20 protein-coding genes are annotated in these 23,217 nt (G+C 59.6%); 6 read left to right on the top strand and 14 right to left on the bottom strand.

Features of this window, described 5'->3' with window-relative positions; all coding sequences use genetic code 11:
- Window positions 1–10: 10 nt before the first annotated feature.
- The 6 genes from ACJ69_RS08390 to nasR form a co-directional block, all read right to left on the bottom strand.
- Entirely contained in the window at window positions 11–2,536 is a 2,526-nt protein-coding gene (locus tag ACJ69_RS08390; RefSeq protein WP_059346883.1) for a nitrate reductase, read from the bottom strand.
- Window positions 2,533–6,519, bottom strand: coding sequence for a nitrite reductase large subunit NirB (nirB, locus tag ACJ69_RS08395; RefSeq protein WP_081051424.1), 3,987 nt, complete (start codon window positions 6,517–6,519; stop codon window positions 2,533–2,535). The genes ACJ69_RS08390 and nirB overlap by 4 nt, the downstream gene beginning before the upstream one ends.
- A 12-nt stretch (window positions 6,520–6,531) precedes the next feature.
- Complete coding sequence (locus ACJ69_RS08400) at window positions 6,532–7,320, bottom strand: ABC transporter ATP-binding protein (protein ID WP_059346884.1); 789 nt, start codon at window positions 7,318–7,320, stop codon at window positions 6,532–6,534.
- A gap of 9 nt (window positions 7,321–7,329) precedes the next feature.
- On the bottom strand, window positions 7,330–8,208 hold the full coding sequence (gene ntrB / locus ACJ69_RS08405) for a nitrate ABC transporter permease (RefSeq protein WP_059346885.1): 879 nt from the start codon (window positions 8,206–8,208) through the stop codon (window positions 7,330–7,332).
- A 2-nt stretch (window positions 8,209–8,210) separates the two neighbouring features.
- Window positions 8,211–9,458 (bottom strand): CmpA/NrtA family ABC transporter substrate-binding protein, encoded by a 1,248-nt coding sequence (locus ACJ69_RS08410; protein WP_059346886.1) that lies wholly within the window; start codon window positions 9,456–9,458, stop codon window positions 8,211–8,213.
- 231 nt (window positions 9,459–9,689) lie between these two features.
- Window positions 9,690–10,874 carry a nitrate regulatory protein NasR gene (gene nasR, locus ACJ69_RS08415; RefSeq protein ID WP_059346887.1) on the bottom strand — a complete coding sequence of 395 codons (1,185 nt, stop codon included), beginning with the start codon at window positions 10,872–10,874 and terminating at the stop codon, window positions 9,690–9,692.
- Between the two features lie 72 nt (window positions 10,875–10,946).
- Between nasR and ACJ69_RS08420 the strand changes: the two genes are divergently transcribed.
- From ACJ69_RS08420 to ACJ69_RS08430, 3 genes are all read left to right on the top strand, one after another.
- Window positions 10,947–11,300: a DsrE/DsrF/TusD sulfur relay family protein gene (locus ACJ69_RS08420; RefSeq protein WP_008499522.1), complete on the top strand. Its 354-nt coding sequence runs from the start codon at window positions 10,947–10,949 to the stop codon at window positions 11,298–11,300.
- A gap of 106 nt (window positions 11,301–11,406) precedes the next feature.
- On the top strand, window positions 11,407–13,185 hold the full coding sequence (locus ACJ69_RS08425) for a methyl-accepting chemotaxis protein (protein ID WP_059346888.1): 1,779 nt from the start codon (window positions 11,407–11,409) through the stop codon (window positions 13,183–13,185).
- Window positions 13,186–13,396: 211 nt separating this feature from the next.
- The gene (locus tag ACJ69_RS08430; protein WP_010432930.1) at window positions 13,397–13,636 is read left to right on the top strand and encodes a DUF1883 domain-containing protein; all 240 of its coding nucleotides are present in this window, start codon (window positions 13,397–13,399) and stop codon (window positions 13,634–13,636) included.
- A gap of 30 nt (window positions 13,637–13,666) precedes the next feature.
- Here ACJ69_RS08430 and ACJ69_RS08435 read toward each other — a convergent pair whose 3' ends face one another.
- On the bottom strand, window positions 13,667–14,362 hold the full coding sequence (locus tag ACJ69_RS08435; RefSeq protein WP_023344362.1) for a gamma-glutamylcyclotransferase: 696 nt from the start codon (window positions 14,360–14,362) through the stop codon (window positions 13,667–13,669).
- A 177-nt stretch (window positions 14,363–14,539) separates the two neighbouring features.
- Complete coding sequence (gene chaB, locus ACJ69_RS08440) at window positions 14,540–14,770, bottom strand: putative cation transport regulator ChaB (protein WP_054830003.1); 231 nt, start codon at window positions 14,768–14,770, stop codon at window positions 14,540–14,542.
- Between the two features lie 270 nt (window positions 14,771–15,040).
- Here chaB and chaA point away from each other — a divergent pair, with 270 nt between their 5' ends.
- On the top strand, window positions 15,041–16,141 hold the full coding sequence (gene chaA / locus ACJ69_RS08445; RefSeq protein ID WP_023312122.1) for a sodium-potassium/proton antiporter ChaA: 1,101 nt from the start codon (window positions 15,041–15,043) through the stop codon (window positions 16,139–16,141).
- Window positions 16,142–16,228: 87 nt separating this feature from the next.
- On the opposite strand, the gene kdsA is transcribed toward chaA, so the two are convergent.
- The 6 genes from kdsA to hemA are packed head-to-tail and all read right to left on the bottom strand — an operon-like array spanning window position 16,229 to window position 21,532.
- Window positions 16,229–17,083 carry a 3-deoxy-8-phosphooctulonate synthase gene (gene kdsA, locus ACJ69_RS08450; protein WP_029741601.1) on the bottom strand — a complete coding sequence of 285 codons (855 nt, stop codon included), beginning with the start codon at window positions 17,081–17,083 and terminating at the stop codon, window positions 16,229–16,231.
- A gap of 36 nt (window positions 17,084–17,119) precedes the next feature.
- Window positions 17,120–17,929, bottom strand: a complete 810-nt coding sequence (sirB1, locus tag ACJ69_RS08455) for an invasion regulator SirB1 (RefSeq protein ID WP_023312124.1) — start codon at window positions 17,927–17,929, stop codon at window positions 17,120–17,122.
- A 3-nt stretch (window positions 17,930–17,932) separates the two neighbouring features.
- A complete protein-coding gene (sirB2, locus tag ACJ69_RS08460) occupies window positions 17,933–18,325 on the bottom strand; it encodes an invasion regulator SirB2 (protein WP_029741602.1) in 393 nt (130 codons plus the stop codon).
- A complete protein-coding gene (gene prmC / locus ACJ69_RS08465) occupies window positions 18,322–19,152 on the bottom strand; it encodes a peptide chain release factor N(5)-glutamine methyltransferase (RefSeq protein ID WP_054830001.1) in 831 nt (276 codons plus the stop codon). The genes sirB2 and prmC overlap by 4 nt, the downstream gene beginning before the upstream one ends.
- Complete coding sequence (gene prfA / locus ACJ69_RS08470; protein WP_021240360.1) at window positions 19,152–20,234, bottom strand: peptide chain release factor 1; 1,083 nt, start codon at window positions 20,232–20,234, stop codon at window positions 19,152–19,154. Before prfA ends, prmC begins: the two co-directional genes overlap by 1 nt.
- A 41-nt stretch (window positions 20,235–20,275) precedes the next feature.
- Window positions 20,276–21,532, bottom strand: a complete 1,257-nt coding sequence (gene hemA, locus ACJ69_RS08475) for a glutamyl-tRNA reductase (RefSeq protein WP_023335999.1) — start codon at window positions 21,530–21,532, stop codon at window positions 20,276–20,278.
- Between the two features lie 201 nt (window positions 21,533–21,733).
- On the opposite strand from hemA, the gene lolB reads away from it, so the two are divergent.
- Both lolB and ispE read left to right on the top strand, forming a co-directional pair.
- Entirely contained in the window at window positions 21,734–22,345 is a 612-nt protein-coding gene (gene lolB / locus ACJ69_RS08480) for a lipoprotein insertase outer membrane protein LolB (protein WP_023312128.1), read from the top strand.
- Entirely contained in the window at window positions 22,342–23,211 is an 870-nt protein-coding gene (gene ispE / locus ACJ69_RS08485) for a 4-(cytidine 5'-diphospho)-2-C-methyl-D-erythritol kinase (RefSeq protein WP_029741606.1), read from the top strand. The genes lolB and ispE overlap by 4 nt, the downstream gene beginning before the upstream one ends.
- The last annotated feature ends 6 nt before the right edge of the window (window positions 23,212–23,217 follow it).

Here is a 23,217-nt window from a genome sequence, read left to right on the forward strand (position 1 = left end):
TCCTATTATGTTAACGCGATAAGCCTTGAAATGCAGTTCTGGCGGACATTTCAGGATTATCCTGAAACAGCCCTTTCAGCTCCGGCACGCAGGAGCCACAGTTCGTACCGCAGCGCAGCGTCGCCCCCAGCGCGGTGACGGAATCACACCCGCCGACGATCGCCTCCCGTATCGCATCCTCCCCGACGCTGAAACAGCTGCAGATGATGCGTCCCGGATCCGCCGCCTTCCCGACGCTCTGTCCGTTCAACAAGGCGTGGCGTTCTGCGAGAAGCACGGGTGGGGATTGAAAAGCGGCTTCAATCACCGCATGCGCCAGCGTCGGTAACGCGGTGCCCTCCCAGAAGCCCAGCATCAGCTGGCCTTCATGCCAGGCCAGCACGCTGCTGCGTTCGCCGGTTTGCGCAACCTGCAGCTGCCAGCCACGAGCGCTGGCGTATTCCATTACCCACGGCAGCAGCGGTTGTTCGCCCGCCACCGTCAGGCGTGAGGCTTTACGCCACCAGTAAGCCGAAGAGGGGATTTCCGGCCATTCCCGGGCATAGAGTTCCCCCTGCCAGGCGGGCTGCCAGGGCAGGATCCTGACGGCGGTTTGTTTACTCTCCGGCTGGCCCGAAACCGGATCGCAGCGCCCTTCCACCAGCGCATTCACCTTTCCCTGGCGGGCAAACCCGGCGTTCCAGTGCATCGGGGCAAACGCCTCGCCTTCCCGTATCCCGTCGCTGATGCGCACTCTTGCCACCATCACGCCGCGCGGCGAGCTGATGCGCGCCAGCTGGCCGTCGCACAGGGAAAACCGAACGGCGTCTGCCGGGCCAACCTCAACAAACGGTTCGGCGATATGCTGCATAAGCCTCGCCACGTATCCCGTTCGGGTCATGGTATGCCACTGATCGCGGATGCGCCCCGAGTTGAGAATCAGCGGGTATAACGCGCTGACCGTCGCGCCGTGCGACAGAGGGTTAACGGGAACGATGTTTCGGCGCGGAAAACTCCCCGTCGGCCACTGATAAGGCTCAAGCTGATCCCACTCTTCACGGGTTAGCGCAGCCAGTTCATGAAGATTCAATGCCCGCGCGCCGTCATTTTCAAAGGCCGTCAGCGCCGCATGTTCGCAAAAAATCTCTTGCGGATGTTGCCAGGCAAAGGCCTCGCCGTAGCCCAGCCGTTTCGCCATCTGCGCGACGATCCACCAGTCCGGCTTCGCCTCGCCCGGCGCGGGCAGAAACGCGCGCTGGCGCGAAATGCGGCGTTCCGAGTTTGTCACCGTCCCGTCCTTCTCCCCCCAGCCCAGCGCCGGAAAACAGATATGGGCGAACCGGCTGGTATCGGTATCCTTCATCACCTCAGAGATCATCACCAGCGGGCAGTTCGCCAGCGCCTGACACACCGCGTGGCTGTCCGGAAGCGACACGGCGGGGTTAGTGCCCATGATCCACACCGCCTTCACCTCGCCGCGGGCAATGGCGTCAAACAGCTCCACCGCCATCAGGCCCGGGGTTTGCGCCAGCCGTTCCGTTCCCCAGAAACGCGCCACCCGCGAGAGATCGTCCGGCTCAAAGTTCATGTGCGCCGCCAGCTGGTTAGCCAGCCCGCCCACTTCCCTTCCCCCCATCGCGTTTGGCTGTCCGGTCAGCGAAAACGGGCCGCAGCCCGGACGGTTGAACTTCCCGCTGGCAAGATGAACGTTAATGATGGCGTTACACTTGTCGCTGCCGCTGGTGGACTGGTTGATCCCCATGGTGTAGAGCGTGATGGCCCGGGGCGCCGTCATAAACCAGTCATAAAAGGTGCCTATATCCTGCGGCGAGAGGCCGCAAAACGCCGCCACGCGCTCAACGGGCCACTCATCCGTTCCCTGAATCACATTAAGCAGACCGACAAACAGCCCGGCGTCGCTGCCGGGGGCGAGCGCCAGATGCAGATCGGCAATATCACAGGTGGCGGTTCTGCGGGGATCGATAACCACCACCATCATCTGCGGGTTGTGGTGCTTCGCCTGCACCAGCCGCTGGTAGAGCACCGGATGCGTCCAGGCCGCGTTCGAGCCAGCCAGCACCACCAGATCGCTGTTTTCCACATCCTCGTAGCCGCACGGCACCACGTCTTCGCCAAAGGCGCGCTTGTAGCCCACCACAGCCGAGGACATGCAGAGCCGGGAGTTGGTATCGATGTTTGCCGCGCCGATAAACCCTTTCATCAGCTTGTTAGCGGCATAGTAATCCTCGGTCAACAGCTGGCCGGAGGCGTAAAACGCCACCGCCTGCGGCCCCCATTTATCGATAATCTCCCGCAGGCGCTCCCCTGCCGCGTTCAGCGCCTGCGCCCAGTCCACCTCAAGGCCGTCAACGACCGGGCGCAAAAGCCGCCCCTGTAAGCCCGTCGTTTCCCCCAGGGCCGATCCTTTCACGCACAGGCGGCCCAGGTTCGCAGGATGGGTTTCATCCCCATGAACGCTTACCGCTTCACCTTCCACGCGGGCGACCACGCCGCAGCCCACCCCGCAGTAGGGGCACGTTGTCCGGGTTTCCGTCATGAGGCCTCCGCACGCATTACCAGGGCGTCGCTGCCAACCCACACCTTGCCGTTTTCAATCTTCACTGGCCACGTGCGCACCGCGGGTTCGCCGTTCTCTACCTGACAGCCGTCGCGCAGGCGAATGCGCTGCTTGTAGAGCGGTGAAATCACCACAGGCTCGCCCGCCGCATCGCCAAGAATGCCGCGTGAAAGCACGTTCGCATCGCCGCCCGGCTCCCGATCGTCGAGGGCGTAAACGGTTTTGCCAAAGCGGAACAGCGCAATCGGCTTACGTCCAAGCCGCGCGCCGATGCCCGCCTGCTCGGGGATATCGTCGATGCCGCAAATTTCCTGCCAGCGCTTGCTTTCATCCGGCGCGGTCTCGTTCACCGTCGTGCGGAACAGCGCCAGGCGGCTGGGATCGCTGAGCGTGGTTTGCCATTCGCACTGGTAGGTTTCCACCACCCGGGCCATCTCCTGCTCCAGCTCGTGAGCGATGCCGAGGCTGTCGTTGAGGATCACCTCGCGCAGATAGTCGAGGCCGCCTTCCAGGTTGTCCATCCAGGTGCTGGTGCGCTGCAGGCGATCCGCCGTGCGGATGTAAAACATCAGGAAACGGTCGACGGTGCGGATTAACGTTTCGTCGTCCAGATCGCTGGCGAAGAGATCCGCGTGGCGCGGCTTCATCCCGCCGTTGCCGCACAGATAGAGGTTCCAGCCCTTATCGGTGGCAATCACCCCCACGTCTTTGCTCTGCGCCTCCGCGCATTCGCGGGTGCAGCCTGAGACCGCCATTTTGATTTTGTGCGGCGCGCGCAGGCCCTTGTAGCGGTGCTCCAGCCGGACCGCGAGGCCGGTGGAGTCCTGCACGCCGTAGCGGCACCAGGTCGAGCCGACGCAGGATTTCACCGTGCGCAGGGATTTCCCGTAGGCGTGTCCGGTTTCAAACCCGGCTTCCACCAGCGCCTGCCAGATCGCCGGCAGCTGTTCCAGGGTGGCGCCGAAAAGATCGATACGCTGTCCGCCGGTAATTTTGCTGTACAGGCTGTAGCGTTTCGCAATCTGCCCGATGGCAATCAGCCCGTCGGCGGTCACTTCCCCTGCGGGCATGCGCGGCACGATGGAGTATGTGCCGTCCTTCTGGATGTTGGCGAAGTAGCGGTCGTTGGTATCCTGCAGCGGCAGATGCGCCGGTTTCAGCAGATACTCGTTCCAGCAGGAGGCGAGCACCGATCCCACCAGCGGCTTGCAGATCTCGCATCCGTGCCCCTGTCCGTAGCGGCTAATAAGCTGGTTAAAGGTGCGGATATGGTTGACCCGCACGAGGTGGTAAATCTCCTGGCGCGAGTACGGGAAGTGCTCGCAGATGTCCTTTTTCACCTCCACGCCCTGCTTCGCCAGCTGGAACTCCATCACCTGCTTCACCAGTGCACTACATCCGCCGCAGCCGGTCGCCGCTTTGGTGCACTGCTTAACGGCGCCGATATCCGCCGCGCCCGCGCTCACCGCCCGGCAAATATCGCCTTTACTGACGTTATGACACGAACAGATCTGCGCGCTTTCCGGCAGCGCCGCCACGCCGAGCGCTTTTGGCGCGCTGCCTGACGACGCGGGTAAAATGAGCGTTTCCGGCTCTTTCGGCAGGCTGATGCCGTTAAGCATCATCTGCACCAGCGTGGCGTATTCGCTGGCATCGCCCACCAGCACGCCGCCGAGCAGCGTTTTGCCGTCGTGGCTGACCACGATTTTCTTGTAGATTTGCTGCGGGCCGTGCGTCCACTGGTAGCTCAGCGCCCCCGGGGTGCGCCCGTGGGCGTCGCCGAACGAGGCCACGTCCACGCCGAGCAGCTTGAGCTTAGTGCTCATATCCGCGCCGGTGAAGGTTTTATCCTCCCCCGCCAGCGCGGCGGCGGCCACCCGCGCCATCTGATAGCCGGGCGCGACCAGACCGAAGATTTTCCCCTCCCACAGGGCGCATTCGCCGATGGCCAGCACGTCCGGATCGGAGGTCTGGCAGCCGTCGTCAATGCAGATCCCGCCGCGTTCGCCGATCGCCAGCCCGCTGCTGCGCGCCAGCGAGTCCTGCGGACGGATGCCCGCCGAAAAGACCACCATGTCCGTTTCCAGCTGTTCGCCATCGGCAAAGCGCAGCACCAGCCCGCCGTCCGCGGTGGCGATCTCCGTCGTGGCTTTACTGGTGTGAACGCCGACTCCCAGCGCCTCGGTTTTCTTGCGCAGCATCGCCGCGCCGTCGTTGTCGAGCTGAACCGCCATCAGGTTGGGCGCAAACTCCACCACGTGGGTTTCCAGCCCGAGCTGCTTCAGGGCATTCGCCGCCTCCAGTCCGAGCAGGCCGCCGCCAATCACCACGCCGCGGCGCGAGCCCGCCGCATGTGCAGCAATGTTGTCCAGGTCGTCAAGGGTGCGGTAGACAAAACAGCCCGGCAAATCGTTGCCCGGCACGGGCGGAACGAACGGGTATGAGCCGGTCGCCAGCACCAGCTTGTCCCAGTGGGTCTCATGCCCGCTGGCGGTACGCACCACGCGCGCGTCGCGGTCGATGCCGACGATCTGCTGCGACAGGCGCAGCTCAATGCCGCTGTCGGCAAAGAAATCCCCCTCCACCAGCGAGAGCGACGCCGCGCTGCGGCCGCCAAAATATTCCGACAAATGCACGCGGTCGTAGGCGGCATAGCGCTCCTCGCCAAAGACGACGATCTGATACTGCTGATGCAGATTGCGCTTAACGCAGTCTTCGAGGAAATGATGGCCGACCATACCGTGCCCAACCACCACCAGAGTAGGTTTTGTCATAGCATTCTGTCCTGCAACCTGCGGTTGTGTAGTGAAACGATCGAACAGCCAGTCCGCGTGGGCGGGCGTGGCCGTTGCCAGTAAATCGGTAAACGTTGCCGCGCTGCGGCAGTCGCCCATCAGCAGCGCGCCAGCCAGCGCCCCCTGATGGATCAATAAACGGCGATAGTGACGGGTCATCGGATCCCATGCGCTCCAGACCACGTCGCCCTCCTGCTCCGCCGCACGGCCGAGGCTGAACAGCTCCACGCCCGTCACCTTGAGGCGCATCCCGCTGTCGGTCAGGGTAAACGGCGCGGTAGCGTCCCCGGCCAGCCGCGCGGCCAGGATTTCCGCCTGCGCCAGGCAGGGGGCGACCAGGCCAAACGTCTGCCCGTCAATTTCGCAGCACTCGCCGATGGCGTAGACATTCGGTTCGGAGGTTTGCATCTGGTGATCCACCACGATGCCGCGCGCGCAGCGAATGCCGCTGGCCTGCGCCAGCGCGACGCTGGGCTGCACGCCGGTCGCCAGCACCACGCGAGCGGCGACGACGCGGCGCCCGTTGAGCAGCGTCACGCTATTCCCGCTCACCGCTGCGATGCCCGAGGCGAGCTCACAGCGCACGCCCTGCGCCGCCAGCGCCTCTTCCAGCAGCATTCCCGCCTGCCGATCCAGCTGCTGCTCCATCAGCCACGGGCCGCGATGAACCAGCGTGACGTTGTCACCTGAGCGCGCCAGCGCTGCCGCCGTCTCAACCCCGAGCACGCCGCCGCCCAGCACCACCGCCGGACCGGCGATCGTCCGAATGGCCCGGGTATCCTCCAGGGTGCGGAACGTGAACACATGCGGCGCATCGCAGCCGGGGATTGGCGGAATAAAGGGCGTTGATCCGGTGGCAAACACCAGCGCATCCCAGCCCAGCGTGCGGGCGGTGGTTTGCACTTCCCGCGCGTCCACATTCACGGCGATCGCCTTTTCGCCCCGCAGCACCGTCACGCCGCGCGACTGGTACCAGTCGTCATCCTGCAGACAGATGTCTGCAGCCTGCTTTTCACCGCCCAGGACCGGCGAAAGCTGGATGCGGTTATAGGCATGCTCCGGCTCGTCACCGATGACGGTGATAGCGAAAAGACCGGCAGCACGCCCGGTGAGCGCGGCAATCAGCCGCGTGGCCGCCATGCCATTTCCGATAATGACCAGTCGCATCAAAACCCCTCGTTACGCCGCTTTCGGCTGCTTTTCATAGAGGAAATGGAGGATCTGCTGGCGCATGTGGTGATAGCGGCTGTCGTCGGCCAGCTGCACCCGGTTGCGCGGGCGCGGCAGGTCCACGCGCAGGATCTCCCCGACGGTGGTCGCCGGGCCGTTGGTCATCATCAGCACGCGATCGGAGAGCAGCACCGCCTCGTCCACGTCGTGGGTAATGAGCACGATGGTGGTGTTCAGCGCCTGCTGGATCTGCATCACCGAGTCCTGCAGATGCGCGCGCGTCAGCGCATCGAGCGCGCCGAAGGGTTCATCCATCAGCAGCACTTTCGGCTTCATCGCCAGCGCGCGGGCAATGCCGACGCGCTGCTTCATGCCGCCGGAGATCTCCCCCGGTCGCTTGTGCAGGGCGTGCCCCATCTGCACGCGGTCGAGGTTGTGCTCGATCCACTCCCTGCGCTCCGCCTTGCTCATGCTGTGGCGAAACACGTGATCGACCGCCAGGGCCACGTTGTCGAAGCAGGTGAGCCACGGCAGCAGCGAATGATTCTGAAAGACCACGGCGCGCTCCGGACCCGGCCCGGCGATTTCACGGTTGTCGCAGATCAGCCCGCCTTCCGTCGGCAGGGTAATACCGGCGATGAGGTTCAGCAGCGTCGATTTGCCGCAGCCGGAGTGCCCGATCAGGCTGACGGTTTCGCCCTCGTGGATATCAAAAGAGACGTTTTGCAGCGCCAGAAACTCGCCGCTGGCGGTGGAAAAACGCTGGCTCACGGCCTGGACCTGAATTAATGGTTTCATGTTCGCTCCTTATTTTTCCTGCCAGCTAAAGCGACGGGCGATCAGCATCAGCCCCTGCTCCAGCAGCAGCCCGACCACGCCAATGATGACGATGGCGATGAGAATGTTTTCGACGTTGAGGTTGTTCCACTCGTTCCAGATCCAGAAGCCGATCCCTAAACCTCCGGTGAGCATCTCGGCGGCGACGATCACCAGCCAGGCGATGCCGATGGAGAGACGCACCCCGGTCAGCACCGCGGGCAGCACCGCCGGGAAGAGAATGCGGCGCATGATGGTCCACTCGGAAAGCTGCAGCACCCGGGCCACGTTGAGGTAGTCCTGCGGAATGCGGTGTACGCCTTCGGCGGTGTTGATCACCATCGGCCAGATGGAGCAGATGAAAATGGTCCAGCTCGACGCGGGCTCCGCTTTCTGGAATAGCAGCAGGCCGATGGGCAGCCAGGCCAGCGGGCTAACCGGGCGTAACAGCGCGATCAGCGGGCCGAACATGCGAGAGAAAAAGGTGAAGCGACCAATCAGGAAGCCGAGCGGGATCCCGGCGAGCGCGGCCAGGCCAAAGCCCACCGCCACGCGCTGTAATGAGGCGAGCACGTTCCAGCCGATGCCCATATCGTTAGGCCCGTCGCGATAAAACGGATCGGCAAACAGGGTGATGGCGGAATCGAGCGTGCTGAGCGGCGTCGGGAAACCTTTGCTGTTAATCGCCGCCAGCTGCCAGAGCACCACCAGCAGTCCCAGACCGAGAAACGCCGGGATGATGCGCTGGAGGATCGCGTTAATCCGACGCGCAAACGTCGGCGTACGGCGGCGAACCTGCACCGGAGGCAGGACAATCACCTCCCCACTCTCCGGCGTCTCGTGTGAATTCGTCTTTTGCAGATGCTGCATAATCAGGCCCCTTTACGGTGAATGGCGAAACGGCTGGCGTATCCTTCCGGATCGGTACCGTTCCAGACGGTGCCGTCCATCAATGTGCTGCTGCGTAATGGTGAAGTCGGTGTGCTGATGCCCCCCACCGCCGTGGCGGCATCCTGCCAGACCGCGGTCTGGTTAATGCGCTGCGCGATGTCCGCGTAGTCCGGCGCGGATTTGAGCAAGCCCCAGCGGCGGAACTGGGTTAAGAACCACATGCCGTCGGAGAGATACGGGTAGCTGACGGCCCCCTCGTTGAAGAAGCGGATCGGGTGCGCGTCCTGCCAGCGCTGGCCCAGGCCGTTGTCGTAATCGCCGAGCATGCGTCCGGTGAGATACTGTTCCTTGCAGTTGAGCCACGCCCGGCGGGAGAGGATCTGCACGGTCTCGCGTTTGTTTTCCGGGGAGGCTTCGATCCAGCGCGCCGCCTCCAGTACCGCGCTCACCAGCGCCCGCGCGGTGTGCGGGTTTTTCTCCACCCAGTCGCGGCGCGTACCGAGGATTTTTTCCGGATGATCGGCCCAGATAGACTGCGACGTGGCGGCGGTAAAACCGATGCGGTCGTTGATGGCCCGGGCGTTCCACGGCTCGCCGACGCAAAAGCCGACCATGTTGCCAATGCGCATGTTCATCACCATCTGCGGCGGCGGCACCACCACCGTACGCACGTCGTCAAAGGGGTTAATGCCCGCGCTGGCCAGCCAGTAGTAGAGCCACATGGCGTGCGTCCCGGTCGGGAAGGTGTGCGCGAAGGTGTAGGTGCCCGGTGCCTGCTGCCCAATGAGCTTTTTCAGCCCGTCAAGGTCTCGTACGCCCTTCTCCGCCAGATCGCTGGAAAGCGTAATTGCCTGGCCGTTTTGATTGAGCGTCATCAGGTTCGCCATCTGCTGCGGCTTGCCGGCGATGCCCAGCTCCAGGCCGTACAGCAGGCCGTAGAGAATGTGCGCGGCATCGAGTTCGCCCGCCACCAGCTTGTCGCGCACCGCCGCCCAGCTCGCCTCTTTGGTGGGCACGATGGTAATACCGTATTTTTTATCAAAGCCTTTCAGCGCCGCGATAACCACCGGGGCGCAGTCGGTCAGCGGGATAAACCCGATGCGCACCGTTTCCTGCTCCGGTTTATCCGAGCCTGCCGCCCATGCGGCCTGCATGACACCCGGTAACAGCATTGCGCCACTCGCCAGCACGCTGGCCTGCAAAAAACGCCGTCTCGACAAATCCGCCATGACCAACCACTCCTGAAAAAAAACCAAAAAAAAGCGCCCACGATGCCGAAGCACCAGTGGACGCCTTTATCCCGAAGACGCATGCGCCGCCGTTGGCGCATCGTCAAAAATGGTTAATCCGATAATGCAAAGTGAATGCCAGGTTTTAACCCGCAGTTTCCGGGGCGCTAACCGAACTCCCCTCGCCTGCACGCACCTTAATCAGGCACAAAATGCCCGCTGACCGTGCAGCTACTCCTTTGGTGTTACCTGCCATAAATTCTTCACCATCAGCAGCGCGCGGGCGATATCCACCATCCTTTGGTTTTTGTCCATCGCCATTTTGCGCAGCGCCGTCCAGGCCTGTTCCTCACTCATATTCTGGTGGGTCATCAGCACGCTTTTCGCTTTATCAATGACTTTGCGCTCTTCAAGCGTATCGCGCAGCGATGCAAGCTGGCGCGAGAGCTGTTCTATCTCGCGTGCCTGCTGGCGCACCAGGGTGAGCAACGGTTTTTCCGGATACTGTATCAGCGGGTCGTCCTGCTCATCGGCGGGAGGCACGTACTCATCGTTACGGTAAATACGCTCGTCCACCGCCGTCATCAGATCGGCGATGAGCGTCTCCTCCAGCGTGCGCAGATGCTCAAGGCGCGCGGTTTGCAGAGCAAACCAGGCCAGAGCGGTAAGGCCATCATCCGCGGCAGGCTGGCGAGTACAGGCTACGCGCCGGAGTTGCTCCGTTTCACGATCGGGCTGGCAGTGGAGAGAAAAGGTGGTCTGGACGTCAGCGGAGCTGTGTGAGAGAAAAATTTCAAAGCAGGCCTGCTGCCCGTCGATGCGGTCAACCAGCCTCTGGCGAGTCACATCATCGAAAAAGCCCTGCGTGAAGCCAATCGCCCCCAGGGCCCGCTCCTGTCCCGCCAGCTCTTTCCCCTGCATCAGGCTATAAAGGGCAACAAAACGCCCGGCGATTTGCGGATCGTCAATGCTGTCATTGAGCTGCGGCACGATACTGAGCAGATGGCGAAGCATGCGGGAGTAGTGTTCCATCGCCTGCGGCGCCGTTACCGTTTGCTGAATAACACCGTCGCGCAGCGCGGGAAGCATGTCCAGGCTCTGAAGCGCGCCGCCGATACGTTCACAGACGGTACTTCCCGGGATCGGCGACTGTTTTTCAAGAATGTCATAAAGTGCAGCGAGGTTTTCATCCACCAGAGCCCGGCTGGCTTTGCATTCAGGGGCGTAGAGCTTACCCTGTGAGCAGAGCCAGACGTTGGACGCCCCACGCTCGCACTGTAACATATGCACCAGTTGGCTAATGCCGTGCACAAGCACGCCAAGCTGTGCCAGCTTGCTGAGCTGCTCCCGGCGCATCATCCTTGCGCGCTCGAGCCATTCGCCAGCGCCTGGCGAAATGCCAGCCATTAATGTCATGCTTACTCTCCAGAACAGCGAAACTCGGGAAAGCTAAGCAATATTCGTGCCTTTATAAGAACAGGAGTCAACATGCAGAAGATTGTGATCGTCGCCAACGGTGCGGCTTACGGCAGCGAATCCCTTTTCAACAGCCTGCGCCTGGCGATTGCGCTGCGTGAAAAAGAGAGCGACCTGGCGTTACGACTCTTTTTAATGTCGGACGCGGTCACCGCGGGGCTGAAGGGTCAAAAACCGGCAGAGGGCTATAACATTCAGCAGATGCTGGAGATCCTCACCGCGCAAAACGTGCCGGTGAAGCTGTGCAAGACCTGCACCGACGGTCGCGGCATTACCGGTCTGCCGCTGATTGATGGCGTAGAGATTGGTACGCTCGTTGAGCTGGCCGAGTGGACGCTGTCCGCCGATAAAGTATTAACTTTTTAATAATAAACCCGTAAAAATATTATTTTCTTATGGACGCGGTTTCAGCATCAAGTTTACCTGCGGGGTTGCCGATAGGCATGGAAACAACACAGCAGGTATTTCACTTATGTTCAGATCGATTCGTGCACGCATCATCGTGGCGACGGCAGGCTGTCTGGTCGTCGCCCTTCTCCTTAACACCGTTATCAACTTCCAGGTCACGCGCCAGGATAACCAGCAGTCCCAGCGCGATATCCTGACCAGCACCAGCCATAACATGGCGATTGCCGACTGGGTAAAAAGCAAGATGACGGTGATCGCCTCCGCGCAGACCGTTGCGCTGAATGACGACCCGGTTCCGGTGTTTAAACAGCTTGCGCAGGCGGGTGGATTCACCAACGTCTATGTTGGCTACGCCAGCAAAACGGCGAAATTCTCTGAACCGGCGGGTGTCCCGGCGGACTATGACCCGACTATTCGCCCGTGGTATCAGCAGGTAGTCAGCACGGACGGTCCGGTTGTCACCGCGCCCTACGTTGACGCGGGGACCGGTAAACTGGTGGTAACCTTCGCCGTGCCGGTAAAAGAAAATGGCACCCTTAAAGCGGTGGTGGCGGGCGATGTGGCGATGGACAGCGTGGTGGCTAACGTGCGCGGGATCCATCCAACTCCGGCCAGCAGCGGGTTGCTTCTGAACAGTGACGGCAGCGTGATTGCCGCTAACGATCCGGCCCTGACGCTCAAACCCTTTGCTGAGACGATCAAAGGCATTGATTTTGCTGCGCTGAAAAGCGGTACGCCGGTGGACGGAACGCTGAACGACGCTGAAAAAACCTTCGTGGCGACAGCCGTACCGGGCACTAACTGGCTGTTAGTCGTCGCGCTCGACAGCGGTGACGCCACCTCCGGCATGCGTTCCCTGCTCAAAGCATCGGCGATTTCGCTGGTGATCCTGGCACTCCTGAGCGCGGCCATTGTTCACTTCCTGATTGCCCGCCTGCTGAAGCGTCTGTCCGACATTCGCGACGCGATGCACAACATTGCCAACGGGACTAACGATCTGTCCCAGCGCCTGCCGGACAGCGGCGAGGACGAAGTCGCGCAGATTGCCCAGGCCTTTAACGCCTTCAGCGATAAGCTGTCGGTGGTGATGGTGCAGCTCCGGGATGCCAGTGAATCGGTGAAAAACGCGGCGCAGGAGATTGCCGCGGGTAACCAGGATCTTTCCGGACGTACCGAGCAGGCGGCATCCAGCCTGCGCGAGACGGCCAGCGCAGTAGAGCAGATCACCGCCTCCGTGACCCAGTCGAATGAATCGGCAGCAGAAGCCAACGATCAGGCGAGCAAGGCCTCAGCGGCTGCGGCGCGCGGCGGCGAGGTGGTATCGCAGGCGATCAGCACCATGCAGTCCATTGAAGTCGCGTCGGCTAAAATTGGCGATATCACCAGCGTGATTGACGGCATAGCTTTCCAGACCAACATTCTGGCGCTGAACGCCTCCGTCGAGGCGGCGCGTGCCGGTGAGCAGGGACGCGGGTTTGCCGTCGTAGCAGGCGAAGTGCGTAACCTGGCGAGCCGTAGCGCTCAGGCGGCGAAAGAGATCAAATCCCTGATAGATTCCACCACCGACAGCGTGGCAACGGGCTCCCGCTACGTGCATTTGGCTGGGGAAAGCATGGATGAGATCCGCTCCAGCATCGGCAGCGTCTCCGGCATTATGCGCGAAATCTCCATCGCCACCAGCGAGCAGATGAAAGGGATTCATGAAATCAACCACGCGGTGACCCATCTCGACAGAATGGTGCAGCAGAACGCTGAGCTGGTGGTGGAATCCGCCGCCGCCGCGGGTGCCCTGCAGAGCCAGGCGGGCGACCTTGCTGAAACAGCCGGTCATTTCCGCATTTAATCTTCTTCCGGCGCGCGTTTAGCGGGTAAAACGCGCGCAAGCGTAAATTTTGAGGAATTTTGTCATTTTTGTTTAATCGTTATGCCATTTTTTGATCAAAATCAGCATCCCACCCCCTCCCCTTTGGTGTTATGCCATGAGTGAATTGTGAACAACATCACGCTCGGATATGGCAGCAGGGAGAGCGTTGTTTAAGACTACGGGGTAAAAAATGGCACTGGTAAAAACAAGTTTGAAACTGTTTGGCGGGGATACGGTAGTGGTGCGTTGCTCAGAACGCTGTCGTATTCATCTGATGAGTTCGAAAGCACAAAAACAGTCCCAGGCGGATATTCTCACCGTACAGGACGATAAGGCCTGGCTTACCGTGCCGTATACCGGCACGTGGGATGTGCTGATCGATAGCCACAGCCAGTCGCTGGAGCATTCCGTCAGCTACGTGGCAGCATAAGTTTAAACGCCCGGCAAGCCGGGCGTATTGTCAGGCAAAACCCGGTCGCAGCGTGCCGTTGAGCGGGTTCCCTTCCAGCAGCGCCTTTACCTTCACCACCAGCTCATTCAGACAGTCGTCCTTCATGCCGAGGCGGGTTAGCTCCTGGTCGAGGGAGAACAGATACTGCGCGTTGGTGCCCAGCGGCCCGCTCGCGGCGGCAATCAACGGGGCAATCACCTGCGTTCGGGTATCCGCTTCATACAGCGGATGGCGCGGGTCCATAATAAACACCAGCGCGTTGACGGTACGACCGTCGTCCAGTTCCAGCTTGCACCAGCTCGGCATATAGCAGCCGGTGATCATCTCGCGCTTCCAGAGCAGCGTGAGCTCCTCCTCCAGCGTGGCATCCGGAAGGCGATACGCCACGCCCGTGGTGCGCCCGCCCTCTTTCAGTGCAAGCATGCGCCCCGGCTGGCACGCGCTGCCGCGTCCGGCCGTCAGGCGCAGGCAAAATGCGCGATGCCAGCCAGGCAGCGTTCCCGTTGCCGATTCGACAAATTCCAGAGCCGGGTTCCACATCAGGGAGCCGTAGCCAAAAATCCATACCGGGCCATCATCCGGGCGGCAGGCAAGCGTGGCAGCGAGAGACGCCGCACGTTGTTCAGCTGACCAGAGAAGCGATTCCTCAATAGCACCAAATGCCGTCTTACAATCTGCCTTCATTAAGAAATCACGCGTTAACACTTTCCACCTCCGCCACTGCATGCTTCCTTGCGACATCTGTAATTCGCCTTCCCGGCATTTTTTGCTGGTCATTTTGCCAGCAGTTAAATAACGATAAGCAATTAGCGGACCAGTTGCAATACAACGGAAGTTCAACCGCCTGAAAAGTCAAAATGAAGGCAGCGAATTATTTCACGGCTATTTCTTTTTATGCCATTTATCGTCGTCTCCTTTCTCATAGTCATGTTTTACTGCGGCCCAGGCGACTTTGTGGGCCGTCTCTTCACGGCTGGCATCATCCCGACGATCGTCCTTGTCTTTGTACTGATCCCAGGCGCTGTTGAACGCCTCTTTGTAGATATCCTGTGCGTGAGCGGGCAGCACGTTTTGCACGTTATCGGGTAATTCGCGTTTCGCTTTATAGGGCATCACTGACCTCTCTTTTGGTTAAAGAGATAAGTGTGGACGACGATACGCCATGGTGCCACCCGGCAATAATTTATGAGTACATTATATTTTTAATTAGCTGTTATTTAATGAGTATTCAATAAAAACATCGTATTATAGACATTAAGAACAAAAATAATGACAAAGGGTAAAATTAAGTAAAAATTAAAGGGTATTTAACAGAGATCTGTTAATTTAATGACCTCAAAAATCTATCTATAATTACAAGCACCTGCATTGATGGAGAAGCACATGACAGCAACACACGAGGCGGTAAAGACCCGCCACAAGGAGACGTCACTCATTTTCCCGGTTCTGGCACTGGCTGTGCTGCTCTTCTGGGGAAGCAGTCAGTCACTGCCAGTGGTGGTTGGTATCAATATTCTTGCCCTGGTCGGCATCTTAACCAGCGCATTTAGCGTTGTTCGCCATGCGGACGTCCTGGCCCACCGTCTGGGCGAGCCGTACGGATCGTTAATTCTCAGCCTTTCCGTTGTTATTCTAGAAGTCAGCCTGATTTCCGCGCTCATGGCAACCGGCGATGCCGCGCCGACGCTGATGCGCGACACGCTTTACTCGATCATTATGATAGTGACGGGCGGCCTGGTGGGCTTCTCTCTTCTGCTGGGCGGGCGCAAATTTGCGACCCAGTATATGAACCTGTTCGGCATTAAACAGTATTTGATCGCCCTCTTCCCGCTGGCGATTATCGTGCTGGTCTTCCCGATGGCGCTGCCGGGCGCGAATTTTTCTACCGGGCAGGCGCTGCTGGTCGCACTGATTTCCGCCGCCATGTACGGCGTGTTCCTGCTGATTCAGACTAAAACGCACCAGAGCCTGTTTGTGTACGAGCATGAAGATGACGGCGACGATGATGACCCGCACCACGGCAAACCGTCGGCCCACAGCAGCGCGTGGCATACGGTTTGGCTGATCGTGCATCTGATTGCGGTGATTGCCGTCACCAAGATGAACGCTAACCCGCTGGAGACGCTGTTAACCGAGCTGAACGCGCCGGTGGCGTTTACCGGCTTCCTGGTGGCGCTGCTGATCCTTTCGCCGGAAGGGCTGGGCGCGCTGAAAGCGGTGTTGAATAATCAGGTGCAGCGCGCAATGAACCTGTTCTTCGGCTCCGTACTGGCGACGATTTCACTCACCGTCCCGGTGGTGACGCTGATTGCCTTTATGACGGGTAACGAACTGCAGTTTGCGCTGGGCGCGCCGGAGATGATTGTGATGGTCGCCTCGTTGCTGCTGTGCCAGATTTCGTTCTCAACCGGGCGTACCAACGTGCTGAACGGCGCGGCGCATATGGCGTTGTTTATTGCGTATCTGATGACGATATTTGCGTAATTTTATGCGGCGCGGGCTGATGCCTCGCCCTAACCCTCTCCCACAGGGAGAGGGAGAACAAAAAACCCGCCGAAGCGGGTTTTTTTATTAGTTGCTGGTATCCAGCTCGTCGAAGCTCTTCACCAGATCGTCAATCGCTTTGATCTGCTTCAGGAACGGCTCCAGCTTGTCCAGCGGCAGCGCGGATGGGCCGTCGCATTTCGCGTTAGCCGGATCCGGGTGCGCTTCAATGAACAGGCCGGCCAGACCGGTCGCCATACCGGCGCGCGCCAGCTCGGTCACCTGGGCACGACGGCCACCGGACGCGGCGCCGAATGGGTCGCGGCACTGCAGGGCGTGGGTCACGTCGAAAATCACCGGAGACTGACCGGAGACATTTTTCATTACGCTGAAGCCCAGCATATCCACAACCAGGTTGTCGTAGCCGAAGTTTGCGCCACGGTCACACAGGATCACCTTGTCGTTGCCGCCTTCGATGAACTTATCGACGATGTTCCCCATCTGCCCAGGGCTGACGAACTGTGGTTTTTTCACGTTAATCACCGCGCCGGTTTTCGCCATCGCTGCAACCAGGTCGGTCTGGCGAGCGAGGAACGCCGGAAGCTGAATCACGTCCACCACGTCTGCCACCGGCTGCGCCTGTGAGGCTTCATGCACGTCGGTGATCACTTTCACGCCAAAGGTCTGCTTCAGCTCCTGGAAAATCTTCATTCCCTCTTCCAGGCCCGGGCCACGGTAAGAGTTGATGGAGGAGCGGTTGGCTTTGTCAAAAGAGGCCTTAAACACGTACGGGATGCCCAGCTTCTGGGTCACGGTCACGTAGTGTTCGCAGATACGCATGGCGAGATCGCGGGATTCCAGCACGTTCATGCCGCCAAACAGTACGAACGGCAGGTCGTTTGCTACCTTGATATCACCAATGCTAACCACTTTTTGTTTCATAGGATCGCCTTATTCAGGTGTGAATCGGAATTAAGATTAATGCAGTGTAATTTGTTTGTGCGAGATCGCGTTGATCTGCGCACGAATCATTTCGCTAATGGGATCTTCCGGACACTGCTCGACGAAATAGTTCAAATCATTCAGCGCCACGTGTTCACAGTCGAGCTGCGCATAGATCAGCCCGCGATCGCGAATTTCGTACGGATCTTCCGGGTTGAACTGCAGCAGCACTTCGCTGGCGCGCAACGCCAGCTCCATCTGACGCTCTTCCATTAACGCAGACTTCAGCGTATCCAGCAGCTTGCGGATCACTTCTGCGTTATCCGCCTCGTCGAGATCTTCGTTGAAGAGTTCGGCCACCGGGCTGATATTGCCTTTAAGCCACACATCCAGCGTATGTTCATCCAGCGTGTCGCCGTTGAAGGGATTAATGAGCCACATTTCGCCGTCCAGCCACTCTGCACGCAGGATCATCTGCGTCGGGAAAATGACCGGGACCAGCGGAATATCCAGACGGTGCGCGACCCACAGCAAAATAGAGCCCAGCGCCACGGCGCTGCCCTGACGATTTTTTAAGACCTGGTCCAGCCATAACGCGTCAGACAGGCGATACACGCCCCGCGTGTCGCAGAAACCCCATTCGCCGTAGAAAAGCTCCAGCAGCTTCTCTAATTGCCAGTCTTGCGGGCGAGCCTGATTAATCTCTTCACGCGCCAGGCTGACCAGATTCTCCAGCTCATCGTAGACAAACTGCGACGTAAAATCGTCGCGAATCATCTCAGAAATCAGGATCATGCCATCGCAAAGCGGCACTTTATTAAATTCGAAATCGGCTAAGGACCTCATGACTTACCCCAGTAACGGTATTCTTGTGGTGGCGAGTTTAATGATGATGTACAGCACCACCAGACCCAGCAGAAAGGCGATAAATCCGACCTGCTGGCTGCGCGGACGACGACGCCCAAGCGCGATAAAACCCAAAACGATGTAGATGATAACGCCAAACAGCTTTTCAGTCAGCCATGCACCTTTATCAGTAAATGGCAGATAGCCGGTCTTCCACATGAGCCCGGCACCGGAAAGGAGCAATAGCGTGTCGATGCAGTGCGGTGCGATACGCACCCAGCGGGCATCCATCAGCGGATTGTTGCTGTAGCGCCACCAGTAACGGACGATGAAAAAGCTGACGGTCAGCGCAACGGAAATGAGGTGGACGGTAATGAGCACGGTAAACAGGCTCATAGCCACTGCCCCAGCGTCAGGCGTTCGTTGCCGCCGTAGTCGCGGCAGGTTTCGACAGCGCCGTAGCCTGATTGCGTAAACAGTGCCCGCACGGCTTCTCCCTGCGTCCAGCCATGCTCCACGAGCAGCCAGCCGCCGGGAAGCAAATGTTTTCGTGACGTTGTCACAATGTGATCGAGATCGGCTAATCCCGCGTTGGCGGCCACGAGCGCCGTCAGCGGTTCGAAGCGCACGTCTCCCTGCGCAAGGTGCGGGTCATGTTCGTCGATGTAGGGAGGATTGCTGACAACCATCGCAAATGAGCGATTCTCCAGCGCCTCAAACCAGCTGCTTTGCAGCACCGTCACGTTGCTGAGTCCGAGACGTTCCACGTTACGCTGCGCCAGCGCCACCGCATCGGGCATTACATCCACCGCCGTCACCGTGCAGTCGGGCCGCTCGGTAGCGAGCGCCAGCGCGATAGCACCCGTGCCGGTACCGAGGTCGAGAATGCTGCAGGCCGCCGCAGGTAAACGCGCCAGCGCCTGCTCCACCAGACACTCGGTGTCCGGACGCGGGATCAGCGTCGCCGCCGAGACGTACAGCGGTAACGACCAGAACTCGCGCTCACCGACAAGGTGCGCCACCGGCTCGCCGGTTTTACGGCGGGCAAGCAGCGCGGCGAGCTGCGCTTCCTGTTCCGCGGTCAGTTCGGTTTCGCCAAAAGCCAGCAGATACGTGCGGGCTTTACCCGTCACATGCTCAAGCAAAATTTCGGCGTCGCGTTTCGGGCTTTCGCTTTCTGAAAGCTCTCCGGCCGCCTCACGTAACCAGCGCTGAAAATCCATTATTCCTGCTCGGACAGCGCCGCCAGCTGGTCGGCCTGGTATTCCTGCACGATAGGCTCGATCAGCATATCCAGCTTCCCTTCCATCACCTCGTCCAGACGGTACAGCGTCAGGTTGATGCGGTGGTCGGTTACGCGCCCCTGAGGGAAGTTATAGGTGCGGTTACGGTCGCTGCGATCGCCGCTGCCCAGCAGGTTACGGCGCGTAGACGCTTCCGCCTGCTGGCGTTTCGCCATTTCGGCTGCGTGGATACGCGCGCCCAGCACGGACAACGCTTTGGCTTTGTTTTTGTGCTGTGAACGCTCGTCCTGACATTCAACGACGATGCCGGTCGGCAGGTGAGTAATACGGATGGCGGAATCGGTGGTGTTAACGTGCTGACCGCCCGCGCCAGAGGAGCGGAACGTATCAATACGCAGGTCCGCCGGATTGATATCCGGCAGTTCAGCTTCCGGCAGCTCCGGCATCACCGCAACCGTACAGGCGGAGGTGTGAATGCGGCCCTGAGATTCGGTGGCCGGCACGCGCTGCACGCGGTGACCGCCGGATTCAAACTTGAGACGACCGTACACGCCGTCGCCGCTGATCTTGGCGATAACCTCTTTGTAGCCACCATGTTCGCCTTCGTTGGCGCTCATGATCTCCACGCGCCAGCGACGCGATTCGGCGTAGCGGCTGTACATGCGAAACAGATCCCCGGCAAACAGCGCCGCTTCGTCACCGCCGGTACCGGCGCGCACTTCCACAAACGCGTTACGCTCATCGTCCGGATCTTTCGGCAGCAGAAGCACCTGAAGCTGCTGCTCCATCTCTTCAGAACGCGCTTTCGCATCCTGCAACTCTTCCTGCGCCATCTCGCGCATTTCAGGATCGTCGAGCATCATCTGCGCGGTTTCGATATCTTCCTGAACCTGTCGCCAGTCGGTAAAGCATTTAGAAACATCACTTAACTGCGCATATTCACGCGAGAGCGCGCGAAAACGTTCCTGGTCAGCGATGGTCCCGGCATCCCCGAGCAGCGCCTGTACTTCTTCATGGCGCTCGTGCAGAGCTTCCAGTTTAGCGACGATAGAAGGCTTCATAGGCGTAAGTGCACCTTGTCTTAGAAAATGGGTATAGGGCGCTATTCCAGCCCGAGGCTGTTGCGCAGAATAGTCAGGCGTTCATCATCCCCGTCACGGGCAGCCTGCTGAAGAGATTTGGTTGGTGCATGGATCAGGCGGTTGGTTAGTTTCCACGCCAGGTCCTGCATAATCGCATTCGCGTCGCCGCCCTGTTCAAGGGCTGCTAACGCTTTGGCAGTCAGGTCATCACGCACCTGCTCCGCCTGCCCGCGGTACTCGCGGATGGTCTCGCTGACGCTTTGCGCGCGCAGCCAGGCCATAAACTCACTGGTTTCCTGCTCGACGATGGTTTCCGCCTGAACCGCCGCCGCTTTACGCTGGGCAAGGTTGTGCGAAATGATGCTTTGCAGGTCATCCACGCTGTAGAGATAGGCGTTAGGCAGCTTGCCCACTTCCGGCTCCACATCGCGCGGGACGGCGATATCCACCAGCAGCATCGGCTGATTACGGCGGGACTTCAGCGCACGCTCCACCATCCCTTTTCCGATAATCGGCAGCGGGCTGGCGGTAGAACTGATGATAATGTCCGCCTCTTTCAGGCGTTCATCAATGTCGCTCAGGGCAACCACCTCTGCACCCACTTCATCCGCCAGCACCTGCGCGCGTTCGCGGGTGCGGTTAGCGATAATCATCTTTTTCACTTTATGCTCGCGCAGATGGCGCGCAACAAGTTCGATGGTTTCGCCCGCTCCCACCAGCATCACGGTGACGGTAGACAGGGATTCAAAGATTTGGCGTGCAAGGGTGCAGGCCGCGAAAGCAACAGAAACCGCACTGGCACCAATGTCGGTTTCGGTTCGCACACGCTTCGCCACGGAGAACGACTTCTGGAACATGCGCTCCAGCTCGCTGGCCTTCAGATGCCCTTTTTGCGAATCCGCAAACGCTTTTTTCACCTGACCCAGAATTTGCGGCTCGCCCAGCACCAGCGAATCCAGCCCGCTGGCGACGCGCATCAGATGGCTGACCGCATCGTTGTCCTGATGCCAGTACAGGCTGTTGCGCAGCTCGTCTTCATTGAGGTTGTGGTAGTCACATAGCCAGCGGATCAGCGCTTCGTGCAGGTTGTCCTGCTCTTCCACGCTTAAATACAGCTCGGTACGGTTGCACGTCGAGAGCACCACGCCACCCTGCACCATCGGCTGTGCAAGCAGGCTGTCCAGCGCCAGGTCAAGCGTATCCGGCGAAAACGTCACGCGTTCTCGCAGCGAAACCGGAGCCGTTTTGTGGTTGATGCCGAGTGCTAATAGGGTCATGTTGAGCGGGAGTAGTACCAGCGTTAATAAGGTTAGCAGAACGCATCATACAGGATGCGCGAGATCAATAAAAGGGACTGCCCCCTTTCGGAGTAATAGGTTACACACCGCTTTGAGATAATTTGAACGTAGACGGTAGCCCCCTTCGACGCTAGCATTAACAGTTATAACTGCAACGTATCTCAAGGATTTGTCCTCATTATGACCCGACTGATTCGCCTGCTGCCGCTGGCAGCACTGGTTCTGACCGCATGTACCGTCACTCAACCAAAAGGCCCGGGCAAAAGCCCTGATTCACCGCAGTGGCGTCAGCACCAGCAGGACGTCCGTAATTTGAACCAGTATCAGACCCGCGGCGCTTTCGCTTATCTCTCTGACGAGCAAAAGGTTTATGCCCGCTTCTTCTGGCAGCAGACGGGTCAGGACAACTATCGCCTGCTGCTGCTGAACCCGCTGGGCAGCACCGAACTGGAGCTTATCGCCAAACCGGGTGAAGCGCAGATCACCGATAACAAAGGCCAGCACTATACCGCGACCGATGCCGAAGAGATGATTGGCAAGCTGACCGGGATGCCAATCCCGCTCAACAGCCTGCGCCAGTGGATCCTCGGCCTGCCGGGCGAGGCAACTGACTACACCCTTGACGATCAGTACCGTCTGAGCCAGGTGAACTACACGCAGAACGGCAAAACCTGGAAAGTGGTGTACAGCGCCTATGACAGCAAGAGTAAACCATCGCTGCCATCAAACATGGAACTGACCCAGGGCAGCCAGCGTATCAAGCTGAAAATGGACAACTGGATCGTTAAATGATGACCCACTGGCCCTCTCCGGCAAAGCTGAACCTGTTTTTATACATCACCGGCCAGCGTGCTGACGGTTATCACACCCTGCAGACGCTGTTTCAGTTTATTGACTATGGCGACACGATCTCCATTGAACTGCGCCAGGACGGGCAGATTTGCCTGCTAACGCCCGTCGAAGGCGTGGCGCATGAGGACAACCTGATCGTGCGCGCCGCGCGTCTGCTGATGAAAGCCGCGGCGGAATCGGGCCGTCTGCCCGCGGGAAGCGGTGCGGATATCCGTATCGAGAAACGCCTGCCAATGGGCGGCGGTCTGGGCGGCGGCTCATCCAACGCCGCCACCGTGCTGGTTGCGCTGAACCACCTCTGGGGCTGCGGGCTGTCAAAGGACGAACTGGCAGCCCTGGGCCTGACGCTGGGGGCTGATGTCCCGGTGTTTGTGCGCGGTCATGCGGCCTTTGCTGAAGGCGTGGGTGAGATCCTCTCCCCGGCTGAACCGCCGGAGAAATGGTATCTGGTTGCCCACCCTGGCGTGAGTATTCCGACGCCGGTCATCTTTAAAGATCCTGACCTGAAAAGGAATACCCCGGTTCGGTCAATAGAAACGTTATTAAATTGTGAATTCAGCAACGATTGCGAGGATATCGCAAGAAAACGTTTTCGCGAGGTTGATGCGGTGCTTTCCTGGCTGTTAGAATACGCGCCGTCGCGCCTGACTGGTACAGGGGCCTGTGTCTTTGCTGAATTTGACACCGAATCCGCCGCTCGTCAGGTGCTTGAGCAAGCGCCGGTTTGGCTGCATGGTTTTGTAGCACGCGGGATGAACACCTCCCCCCTACAGCAGACCATTCTGGCGCAGACTGAGTTTCGGTGACAACGT

The sequence above is a fragment of the Enterobacter asburiae genome (assembly GCF_001521715.1).
Lineage (GTDB): Bacteria > Pseudomonadota > Gammaproteobacteria > Enterobacterales > Enterobacteriaceae > Enterobacter > Enterobacter asburiae.

Excerpts from the sequence above, each read along its gene's own strand:
- ACJ69_RS08390 (WP_059346883.1), bottom strand. The coding sequence starts at position 2,536 with ATGACGGAAACCCGGACAACGTGCCCCTACTGCGGGGTGGGCTGCGGC.
- nirB (WP_081051424.1), bottom strand. The coding sequence starts at position 6,519 with ATGCGACTGGTCATTATCGGAAATGGCATGGCGGCCACGCGGCTGATT.
- ACJ69_RS08400 (WP_059346884.1), bottom strand. The coding sequence starts at position 7,320 with ATGAAACCATTAATTCAGGTCCAGGCCGTGAGCCAGCGTTTTTCCACC.
- ntrB (WP_059346885.1), bottom strand. The coding sequence starts at position 8,208 with ATGCAGCATCTGCAAAAGACGAATTCACACGAGACGCCGGAGAGTGGG.
- ACJ69_RS08410 (WP_059346886.1), bottom strand. The coding sequence starts at position 9,458 with ATGGCGGATTTGTCGAGACGGCGTTTTTTGCAGGCCAGCGTGCTGGCG.
- nasR (WP_059346887.1), bottom strand. The coding sequence starts at position 10,874 with ATGACATTAATGGCTGGCATTTCGCCAGGCGCTGGCGAATGGCTCGAG.
- ACJ69_RS08420 (WP_008499522.1), top strand. The coding sequence starts at position 10,947 with ATGCAGAAGATTGTGATCGTCGCCAACGGTGCGGCTTACGGCAGCGAA.
- ACJ69_RS08425 (WP_059346888.1), top strand. The coding sequence starts at position 11,407 with ATGTTCAGATCGATTCGTGCACGCATCATCGTGGCGACGGCAGGCTGT.
- ACJ69_RS08430 (WP_010432930.1), top strand. The coding sequence starts at position 13,397 with ATGGCACTGGTAAAAACAAGTTTGAAACTGTTTGGCGGGGATACGGTA.
- chaB (WP_054830003.1), bottom strand. The coding sequence starts at position 14,770 with ATGCCCTATAAAGCGAAACGCGAATTACCCGATAACGTGCAAAACGTG.
- chaA (WP_023312122.1), top strand. The coding sequence starts at position 15,041 with ATGACAGCAACACACGAGGCGGTAAAGACCCGCCACAAGGAGACGTCA.
- kdsA (WP_029741601.1), bottom strand. The coding sequence starts at position 17,083 with ATGAAACAAAAAGTGGTTAGCATTGGTGATATCAAGGTAGCAAACGAC.
- sirB1 (WP_023312124.1), bottom strand. The coding sequence starts at position 17,929 with ATGAGGTCCTTAGCCGATTTCGAATTTAATAAAGTGCCGCTTTGCGAT.
- sirB2 (WP_029741602.1), bottom strand. The coding sequence starts at position 18,325 with ATGAGCCTGTTTACCGTGCTCATTACCGTCCACCTCATTTCCGTTGCG.
- prmC (WP_054830001.1), bottom strand. The coding sequence starts at position 19,152 with ATGGATTTTCAGCGCTGGTTACGTGAGGCGGCCGGAGAGCTTTCAGAA.
- prfA (WP_021240360.1), bottom strand. The coding sequence starts at position 20,234 with ATGAAGCCTTCTATCGTCGCTAAACTGGAAGCTCTGCACGAGCGCCAT.
- hemA (WP_023335999.1), bottom strand. The coding sequence starts at position 21,532 with ATGACCCTATTAGCACTCGGCATCAACCACAAAACGGCTCCGGTTTCG.
- lolB (WP_023312128.1), top strand. The coding sequence starts at position 21,734 with ATGACCCGACTGATTCGCCTGCTGCCGCTGGCAGCACTGGTTCTGACC.
- ispE (WP_029741606.1), top strand. The coding sequence starts at position 22,342 with ATGATGACCCACTGGCCCTCTCCGGCAAAGCTGAACCTGTTTTTATAC.